The sequence below is a fragment of the Mycobacterium sp. E2462 genome (assembly GCF_001672685.1).
GTDB lineage: Bacteria > Actinomycetota > Actinomycetes > Mycobacteriales > Mycobacteriaceae > Mycobacterium.
Map to the genome: position 1 here is coordinate 1 of NZ_LZKC01000061.1, position 8,446 is coordinate 8,446.

General features: G+C 69.8%; 12 protein-coding genes. 4 read left to right on the top strand and 8 right to left on the bottom strand.

Annotated features, from left to right (window positions below; all coding sequences use genetic code 11):
- Nucleotides 1-217: TetR/AcrR family transcriptional regulator (locus A5714_RS25015; RefSeq protein WP_156747152.1), on the bottom strand; the 217-nt coding region annotated here is incomplete at its 3' end.
- Nucleotides 218-219: 2 nt separating this feature from the next.
- A complete protein-coding gene (locus tag A5714_RS03320; protein WP_068282745.1) occupies nucleotides 220-1,203 on the bottom strand; it encodes a pirin family protein in 984 nt (327 codons plus the stop codon).
- 141 nt (nucleotides 1,204-1,344) lie between these two features.
- Here A5714_RS03320 and A5714_RS03325 point away from each other — a divergent pair, with 141 nt between their 5' ends.
- Nucleotides 1,345-2,811 (top strand): chloride channel protein, encoded by a 1,467-nt coding sequence (locus tag A5714_RS03325; protein WP_068068573.1) that lies wholly within the window; start codon nucleotides 1,345-1,347, stop codon nucleotides 2,809-2,811.
- A 6-nt stretch (nucleotides 2,812-2,817) separates the two neighbouring features.
- On the opposite strand, the gene A5714_RS03330 is transcribed toward A5714_RS03325, so the two are convergent.
- Nucleotides 2,818-3,357, bottom strand: a complete 540-nt coding sequence (locus A5714_RS03330) for a Dps family protein (RefSeq protein ID WP_068068572.1) — start codon at nucleotides 3,355-3,357, stop codon at nucleotides 2,818-2,820.
- A gap of 87 nt (nucleotides 3,358-3,444) precedes the next feature.
- Nucleotides 3,445-4,356: a DNA-3-methyladenine glycosylase gene (locus A5714_RS03335; RefSeq protein WP_068282761.1), complete on the bottom strand. Its 912-nt coding sequence runs from the start codon at nucleotides 4,354-4,356 to the stop codon at nucleotides 3,445-3,447.
- A gap of 63 nt (nucleotides 4,357-4,419) precedes the next feature.
- Here A5714_RS03335 and A5714_RS03340 point away from each other — a divergent pair, with 63 nt between their 5' ends.
- Nucleotides 4,420-4,821 (top strand): nuclear transport factor 2 family protein, encoded by a 402-nt coding sequence (locus tag A5714_RS03340; protein WP_068068569.1) that lies wholly within the window; start codon nucleotides 4,420-4,422, stop codon nucleotides 4,819-4,821.
- Here A5714_RS03340 and A5714_RS03345 read toward each other — a convergent pair.
- A complete protein-coding gene (locus A5714_RS03345) occupies nucleotides 4,815-5,195 on the bottom strand; it encodes a DUF427 domain-containing protein (RefSeq protein WP_068282758.1) in 381 nt (126 codons plus the stop codon). The genes A5714_RS03340 and A5714_RS03345 overlap by 7 nt on opposite strands.
- Nucleotides 5,196-5,325: 130 nt before the next feature.
- On the opposite strand from A5714_RS03345, the gene A5714_RS03350 reads away from it, so the two are divergent.
- Nucleotides 5,326-5,724, top strand: coding sequence for a PPOX class F420-dependent oxidoreductase (locus tag A5714_RS03350; RefSeq protein WP_068282748.1), 399 nt, complete (start codon nucleotides 5,326-5,328; stop codon nucleotides 5,722-5,724).
- Nucleotides 5,725-5,733: 9 nt separating this feature from the next.
- On the opposite strand, the gene A5714_RS03355 is transcribed toward A5714_RS03350, so the two are convergent.
- On the bottom strand, nucleotides 5,734-6,756 hold the full coding sequence (locus tag A5714_RS03355) for an NAD-dependent epimerase/dehydratase family protein (protein ID WP_068282764.1): 1,023 nt from the start codon (nucleotides 6,754-6,756) through the stop codon (nucleotides 5,734-5,736).
- A gap of 14 nt (nucleotides 6,757-6,770) precedes the next feature.
- A complete protein-coding gene (locus A5714_RS03360; protein WP_068282751.1) occupies nucleotides 6,771-7,280 on the bottom strand; it encodes a nuclear transport factor 2 family protein in 510 nt (169 codons plus the stop codon).
- A gap of 103 nt (nucleotides 7,281-7,383) precedes the next feature.
- Here A5714_RS03360 and msrA point away from each other — a divergent pair, with 103 nt between their 5' ends.
- Nucleotides 7,384-7,896: a peptide-methionine (S)-S-oxide reductase MsrA gene (gene msrA, locus A5714_RS03365; RefSeq protein WP_068282755.1), complete on the top strand. Its 513-nt coding sequence runs from the start codon at nucleotides 7,384-7,386 to the stop codon at nucleotides 7,894-7,896.
- Nucleotides 7,897-7,959: 63 nt separating this feature from the next.
- Here the strand turns inward: msrA and A5714_RS03370 are convergent.
- The coding region (locus A5714_RS03370; protein ID WP_156747154.1) for a cytochrome P450 at nucleotides 7,960-8,446 on the bottom strand (487 nt) is incomplete at its 5' end.

The window sequence follows — 8,446 nt, forward strand, 5'->3', positions numbered from 1 at the left end:
CGTCCAGCACTTCCCGATACAACGTCCGCTTGCTGGAGAAGCAGGGGGTAATCGCCGGCCGGGTCAGGTCCGCGCGCGCCGCAATGGCCTGAAAAGTGGCGCCGTCATAACCCCGCTCGCTGAAAACCAGACGTGCAGCGTGGATTATGCGCTGACGTGTTTCGTCAGCCTTCGCGGCGGGTGGGCGACCCGGCCGGCGATTACCCCTCTGCGGCACCGCTAAATTGTGCCACCGCCTCGGTGCGGCATTAGCGCATTCGCCGGAATGGTGCCGAATTTCCCGCTTCGGTAGTCCTCGAGGGCCTCGATCAATTCCACTCGGCTGTTCATCACGAAAGGCCCGTAGTGGAATACCGGCTCGCGGATCGGGCGGCCGCCCAGAAGCAACACCTCGACGGCGGTGGTGTGCCGCGACTCCTGCACGGTGCCGGCGCCCACCGAGATCCGGTCACCGGGACCGAACACCGCCAGCTGACCCTGGCGGATGGGGGCGGCCGCCGGACCGACGTGGCCGCTCCCCGACAACACGTAGAGCAGCGCGTTGAAATCCTTGGGCCATGCCAGGTTGAGCTGCGCGCCCCGCTCGATGGTTGCGTGCGCAAGCGTGATCGGGGTGTGCGTTACCCCGGGCCCACTGTGGCCGTCGATGCCGCCCGCGATGATCCGGATCAGCGCCCCGCCGTCGTCGGACGCCAGCAGCGCGGCCTGCTCACCCTCGATGGCCTGGTAGCGCGGCGGTGCGAACTTGTCCTTTTTGGGCAGGTTCACCCATAACTGGACGCCGTGGAACAGGCCGCCGCTGCCGACCAGTTCGGCGGGCGGGGTTTCGATGTGCAGGATGCCCGACCCGGCGGTCATCCACTGCGTGGCGCCGTCGGTGATCAGGCCGCCACCGCCGTGGGAGTCCTGGTGTTCGAACTTCCCGTCGATCATGTAGGTCACGGTTTCGAAGCCCCGGTGGGGATGCCAGTCGGTTCCTCGCGGCTCGCCGGGCTGGTATTCGACCTCGCCCATCTGGTCCATGTGCACGAACGGGTCCAGGGCGGCGCTGCTCACACCGGCGAACGCCCGGACGACGGGGAAACCCTCCCCCTCGAAGCCGCGGGGACCGGTCGTGATGGAGCGGACCGGCCGTTCGACGTCGGCGGGACCGGGGCGACCCAGGCGGGGCAGCGTGAGCGTGTTGGCGGTGATGGCGGGCATATCGACCCCTTTCTTCGATGGTCACCCGTATAACCGGACTTCGGTCCGGTTATTCCGCGGGCGGCCCGGCGCGGCGGCTGCCTAGGATGACGTGATGGTGTCTGGGGGGCGAGACCGCGCTGTGGGCGCCGGATCGGCGACATGAGTGAGCCGGCCGACGATCAAGCCCACCCGTCGTTCGCGCCGGCGCCGGCGGCCGGCGGCCGCTTCGGAGCGCGCATCCGGCAGTCCGGCTATCTGCAGAAATGGCTGGTGCTCGGCACCGCGATCGGCGTGATCTCCGGACTGGGTGCCGTCGTGTTCTACATCGGGCTGCGCTACACGGGTCAACTCCTGCTCGGCCACCTGGCGCTGTATGACACGCCGACGCCCGTCGGCGAAGGCGGCAGGCACGGATCCGCCGGCTTCGCCCGGCCGTGGGCGATCCCGTTGCTGACGACGGCCGGCGCCCTGCTGTCGGCCCTCATCGTCACCCGGCTGGCGCCGGAGGCCACCGGTCACGGCACGGACGAAGCCATCGAGGCGGTGCACACCAACCCGCGCGGCATCCGCTTCCGGGCGGTGCTGGTGAAGATGGTGAGCAGCATGCTGACCATCGGTTCCGGTGGCTCGGCCGGCCGCGAGGGGCCGACCGCCCAGGTCTCGGCCGGCTTCTGCTCGCTGCTGACCCGGCGGCTGCGGCTGTCCGACGAGGACGGCCGGACGGCGGTGGCCCTGGGCATCGGGGCGGGAATCGGTGCCATCTTCGCCGCGCCCCTGGGCGGCGCGGTGCTGGCGGCGTCGATGCCCTACCGCGACGACTTCGACTACGGCTGCCTGCTCCCCGGATTCATCACGTCCGGAACGGCCTACGCGGTGCTCGGCGCGTTCCTCGGGTTCGACCCGCTGTTCGGCTACATCGACGCCGAGTACCGCTTCGAACGGCCCTGGCCGTTGCTGTGGTTCGTCGTGTTGGGTCTGGCCGCGGCCCTGATCGGCTACCTGTACGCGCGGACCTTTCACGTCGCGGTGTCACTCACCCGCAAGCTGCCCCTGCGGCCGGTCTTCAAGCCGGCCCTCGGGGGGCTCCTGGTGGGCTCGTTAGCGTTGCTGATCCCACAGATCCTAGGCAGTGGATACGGGTGGGCGCAGCTGGCGGCCGCCCGCGATTCCCTGCTGCACATCCCGCTGTGGGTCGTGCTGGTGTTGCCGATCGCCAAGATCGTGGCCACGTCGCTGTCGATCGGCTCCGGCGGGTCGGGCGGGTTGTTCGGCCCCGGCATCGTCATCGGCGCCTTCGTGGGCGCGGCGATCTGGCGCCTGGGCGACCTGTTCGCGCTGCCGGGGATTCCGCACGAACCCGGGGCCTTCGTGGTGGTCGGGATGATGGCGTGCTTCGGCAGCGTCGCGCGCGCGCCGCTGGCGGTCATGATCATGGTCGCGGAGATGACGGGCTCGTTTTCCGTCGTGCCCGGGGCCATCCTCGCGGTCGGCATCGCCGCGCTGCTGCTCTCGCGCAGCAACGTCACCATCTACGAGGCGCAGCGGCTGAATCGCGAAACCGCCGAGGCCGAACGCGCTCGCTCGGCCTCGGCGGTCTCCGACGATCAATCGGCTAGCGCCGCATAGCGATTCCTACCGGGCCGCGCTCGCGGCGTCCTTTTCGGAGCTGGCGCCCTCGTGGGTCAGCTGGCCGCCGGCGCTCTCCAGGTGCGCCCGCACGAACCACTGGAACTTCTCCAACTGCCCGGCCTGCCCGATCAGCAGGTCTTGCGTCACCTGGTCGAGCTCGTCGGTCTCGGCGATGGACTGCCGGATGTCCTCGATGACTCCGGTGTACACCAGATCCAGGGCCGCCAGATGCGCCTGCACCGTGTCGCGGCCGACGGAGTAGTCGTCCCAGGACCGGTCCTTGATGATCGCGCCCGGCGTTCCCTGTGGCGATGCACCAAGGGCCGCAATGCGTTCCGCGACGTCGTCGGCGTAACCGCGCACCGCGTCCACCTGCGGGTCGATCATCTCGTGCACGCCGATGAAGTTGGGGCCCACCACATTCCAGTGGATGTGCTTCAGGGTGAGATGCAGGTCGTTGTAGGTGCTCAGTTGCTTTTGCAGGAGCTCGGTGAGTCGCGCCGCCTGCTTGTCGCTCAGGCCCGGAATGGTGAACTGAGTCATGCTGGGTTCCTAGCTTCCTTCCTCGGAATTCACACTCGTTGCTTGCGGTGAGGTGTACCCGATGGCCACCGGCGAAAACACCCGCGCTCACAGCGAGTGGATGTGCTGCACGGCCAACCGCGCGCCGCGCCGGGGCTCGTAGGCCAGTCCGCTGACCTCCAGCAGGCGCACCACCCGTTGGCGGTGCGGCCGCATCGGCTCGAGCAGTTCCAGCATCAACGCGTCGTCGCCCCGGCGGCCCGCCAGGGTCCAGCCGATCATCTTCGGCACGTGGTAGTCACCCACCGACAACGCGTCGGCGTCGCCGAAGGCCCGCTGCGCGGTCTCGGCCGCCGTCCACTCCCCCACGCCCGGCAGCGAGGTCAACGCCGCCCGGGCCGCCGCCGCCGGCCGCGTCGTCAACCGTTCGAGCGCGTCGGCGCGGCGGGCGCAGCCCACCACGGTTTGCGCGCGCCGCGGGTCGACGTTCGCGCGGTGGAACTCCCACGACGGAATGTGCCGCCAGGCCTCTGGTGACGGCGGCACCCGCATGCCGGCGGGCGCCGGTCCGGGCGCGGGCGTCCCGTACTTCGACACCAGCAGCCGCCACGAGGAGAACGCGTCGGCGCCGGGCACCCGCTGCTCGATCACCGCCGGGATCAGGGCCTCCAACACCGACCCGGTCCGCGCCAGCCGCAGGTGCGGCACCCGCCGGTGCGCGGCGGCCACGGTCGGGTGCTGCGGCTGGAAATCCGACGCGTCGTCGTCGAGGCCCAGCAGCGCCGGCAGCCGGTCGAGGAACTCCTGCGCGCCGCCGCCCCAGGCCTCGCAGTGGGCGGCGTTGACCGCCGCGCGGCTCACGCGCGCGGTGACCGGCCCGCTCGGCAGCAGGCTGGTGCGCCAGATCGCGCCGTCACCGGCCGTGCGGAAACACGGGTCGCGGTGTCCCCGGCGCAGCGGCGCCAACGTGTGCCCGAAGCTGGCCACTCCGGGAAACACCACCGTGCGTGCGCCGTACACCGCCACCCCTTCCTGCGCCGTTGGTGATTGACCGTCAACTGCGTCCCACGTCAATATTGCGGTGTGATGACGCCGTTCGATGACCCGCAGGGCGAATTGGCGTGGATGTTCCTGCAGAGCACCTGCGACGGCGGCGACCTGGACGAGGGCTTCGCGCTGCTGCGCGACGACTTCTCCTACTGGACGCTCTACACCCGGACCGCCTGCGACAAGGCCACCTTCCGGCGGGCGATCGAAGAGCGCAAGCGCGATCTCGAACTCACCATCGACCTGGTGCGGTGCGTCAACGAGGGCGAGACGGTGGTTGTCGAGGCGCAGGCCGCCGGCACCACCGCCGACGGTGCCGCGTACGACAGCCCGTTCGTGTGCATCTTCGAGACCCGCGACGGGTTGATCGTCTCGATGCGCCTGTACAGCGACACCCGGGCGGTGGCCACCGCCCTGCCGGGATGGAATCCCTACTGAGCGGCGACGGTGATGTCGGCCTTGTCCGCGTAGAACGCGACGTGCCCGGCGATCGCCGCGACGGCGGGGTAGGGCTGCTCGTACCTCCAGATCACGTCGTCGACGGTGTCGCCGTCGGAAGTGGTCACGCTGTAGTAGCTGGCGTCGCCCTTGAACGGACAGTACGTGCTGGTGTCGGTGCGGGTGAGCCGTTCCTGCACCACGTCCGACAGCGGGATGTAGTGCACCACAGGCAAAGTCGCCTCACGCAGTTCCAGTGCCGTGGTGGTGTCCGCGACGAGCTCGCCGTTCACGCGGACCTGAACGCGGCCGTTGGCCGGTTCGATCGTGATCGGGTGCCCGGCGGACGGTTCCAGTACTTGCCGATGACTCATGGTCGATTCCTCCTCAGACGCGAGTGCTTGATGCAACACCCCGCGGGCCGCGCGGCTTCCCGGGACCGCCGTGTCGAACATACATTCGTGTAGCTTCAACCGGGAAAATTCTGTCGCAGAAGGAGTCCCGTTGCCCGTTCCCCTGCCCGCCGGACTGCTCGACCTGCTCCGCCGGCCCAGCCCGTGCTTCGTCGCCACGCTGATGGCCGACGGGTCGCCGCAGCTTACGCAGACGTGGGTAACCACGGACGGCGAGCACGTCGTCATCAACATCGTCGAAGGCATGCAGAAGGCGCGCAACATCGCCCGGGACCCGCGGGTCGCGGTCAACGTCGTCGACCCCGACAACACCGCCCGCTTCTACGCCGTGCGCGGCCGCGTGGTCGCGACCACCACCGAGGGCGGCGCGGCGAGCATCGACGCACTGTCGCACAAGTACCTGGGCCGGCCGTACCCCAATTTCACCGGCAGGCCCGAAACCCGGGTCATCGTCACCATCGAGGCCGACTCGGTGGTCGAAACGGGCTGACGGCCCGCCTTACTCGGCGCCGGTGCGGCTGGCGTCCCCGGCCGGCGACCGCATCGCCGCCCAGAACCGGGCCGCCTCCCGAATGGACTCCTCGGTCGGCCTTGGCCGCCAACCCAATTCACGGACGGCCTTGCTGTGGTCGACCGGCGCCTCGGCGCGCATCATCTTCACCGACGCGAGGCTGAGCTCCGCGTCCTTGCCGGACAGCCGGGCCCGCAGGCTGCCCAGCGCGCCCAAAGCGTAGAGCACCGGGACGGAGATCGAGCGGCGTGGCGGCGGCACCCCGGCCTCGTCGGCCGCGATGCGCACGACTTCCTTGAGCGGCATCATCCGTTCCGAGATCAGGTACCGCTCGCCGACGCGGCCGCGCTCGGCGGCCAGGATCATCGCCCGGGCGGCGTCGTCGACCCCCACGACTTCGAGCGCGATGCCGTTCATGACCACGGGCAGCTTGCCGAAGACGGCGCCGGCGATGAACGCGCCGTGCGGGGTGCGGCCCCAGTCGCCGCTGCCGTAGGTGGTGGACACGCACATCGCCACGGCGGGCAGCCCGGCTTCCTTGGCGTATCGCAGCACCATGTCCTCGGCCTGCACGCGGGATCGCACGTACGCACTGACCCGGCGGGAGCCGATCGCGTCCTGCTCGGTCGCCACGTGCCCGCGCCGGCGGCCGACCGTCGCGTACGTGCTGGTGAAGACGAACCGGCGCAGCGACCGGGTGACGGCGACGTCGAGGACGTTGCGCAGGCCGTCGACGTTGGTGCGGAACAGCGGCGCGGTGTCGCGCAGCCACGCCCGGGTGTCGACCACGCAGTAGTACACGTCGTCGACGCCGTCCATCGCCTCCCGCAGCGCAGCGGTGTCGAAGACGTCCCCGTAGCAGCGGGTGACGTCTAAATCGTCGATGGCTCGGGTGTTCGCCGACGGCCGCACCATGGCGCGCACCTGCGCGCCGTCGGCGACCAGTTGGCGCGTCACGTGCGAGCCCAGGAAGCCGTTGGCGCCGATGACGAGTTTGGGCTTGGTGCCCACCGATCCCTCCTCGGTCACTGTTGGCCGCCGCCGTTCTCGCGCATCCAGCCGGCGGCCGCGTCGTCCAGCGTGCCCAGCGCCTGGGCCGTGCGGCACCATTTCATCGCGGCGCGCAGGAAGCGCAGCGGGTTGTAGACGTCCTCCTGGCGGCGCCACTGGCCGTCGCCGGCGTAGGTGAGGATCGAGATGTTGGTGGCGGTGATGACGCTGCCGTCGCCGGGGTCGCGCATCGGGTTGTCCAGTTCGCAGATGATCCGGCCGGTCGGCTCGTCGATCACCGACCACAACGACGGGAACGCCACCATGTGGCTGCCGGGGAAGGTCGTCATGGTGCGCTGGATCCACGTACGCACCTCGTCGCGGCCGCGCATGGTGCCGGCGGCGTGCTCGACGTAGTCGACGTCGGGGGTGTAGTGCTCGACCCAGGCGTCCCAGTCGCGGGTCTCGGCGGCACGGGCGACGGTGCGTTCGAACGTTTCGAAGGCGTCGGACAATTCGTCGCGGGTGAAGTGACGCGCCGTCACGACGCGACGTCTTCCGGTCCCGCGGCCGGCCTCAGCGCACCGTTGCACGTCATCGGCGGAGTGTAGCCTGGGCGGCAGTGCGCCGATGAGGAGGACGAGCCAAATGACGACTCAGAAAGCGATCCTTGCGGGCGGCTGCTTCTGGGGCATGCAGGAGCTCATCCGCAAGCAGCCGGGCGTGGTGTCCACCCGCGTCGGGTATACCGGCGGCGACGTGCCGCACGCGACCTACCGCAACCACGGGACGCACGCCGAGGCCATCGAGATCGAGTTCGACCCCGCGGTCACCGACTACCGCACCATCTTGGAGTTCTTCTTCCAGATCCACGACCCGACAACGAAGAACCGCCAGGGCAACGACCGGGGCACCAGCTACCGGTCGGCCATCTTCTACCTCGACGAGGAGCAGAGGCGCGTCGCCCTGGACACCATCGCCGACGTCGACGCGTCGGGCCTGTGGCCCGGCAAGGTGGTGACGGAGGTCAGCCCGGCGGGGGACTTCTGGGAGGCCGAGCCCGAACACCAGGACTATCTGCAGCACTACCCGAGCGGGTACACCTGCCACTACATTCGCCCCGGGTGGAAGTTGCCGCGCCGCGCCTCGTTGAACCAGTGAACCCGCGCGACGTCGAATCACGTTGTCGCGCTTGACTTATCGCGTGGGCTTCGTCGCCACGGCCTAGCGCCGGTGCACGACCACCCGGCCGCCGCCCTTCGGTGTGTAGGCGACGCCGCGGCAGTGCCGGCGTTCGTCCGGCTCTGCGGTGGTCTCGATGACGAAGTGGCGCAACACCGTTCGCAGCACCACGTCCATCTCCATGTTGGCGAACGCCGCGCCCACGCACCGGCGGGTGCCCCCGCCGAAGGGGATCCAGGCGAAGGACGACGGCTTGGTGTTGAGGTAGCGGGACGGGTCGAAGCGTTGCGGCTCGGGGAACACAGCGGGGTCCTCGTGGATCTTGGCGATGGCCACCAGCAGCGAGTGCCCCTGCGGCAGGACCCACTCGCCCAGGCGGTAGCGCGGGACCAGCACGCGGCGGGGGGCGAAGTCGATGACGGTCCGCACCCGCTGCACCTCCAGGATCGTCGCCTGCCGCAGGTCGTTGCCGCCGTCGTCGGCCTCGCGCGCCAGCGCGGCCAGCGTGTCCGGGTGCCGGGTCAGCCGC

Coding starts and splice junctions, on each gene's coding strand:
- A5714_RS03320 (WP_068282745.1), bottom strand. CDS start 1,203: ATGCCCGCCATCACCGCCAACACGCTCACGCTGCCCCGCCTGGGTCGC.
- msrA (WP_068282755.1), top strand. CDS start 7,384: ATGACGACTCAGAAAGCGATCCTTGCGGGCGGCTGCTTCTGGGGCATG.
- A5714_RS03330 (WP_068068572.1), bottom strand. CDS start 3,357: ATGACTCAGTTCACCATTCCGGGCCTGAGCGACAAGCAGGCGGCGCGA.
- A5714_RS03325 (WP_068068573.1), top strand. CDS start 1,345: ATGAGTGAGCCGGCCGACGATCAAGCCCACCCGTCGTTCGCGCCGGCG.
- A5714_RS03345 (WP_068282758.1), bottom strand. CDS start 5,195: ATGAGTCATCGGCAAGTACTGGAACCGTCCGCCGGGCACCCGATCACG.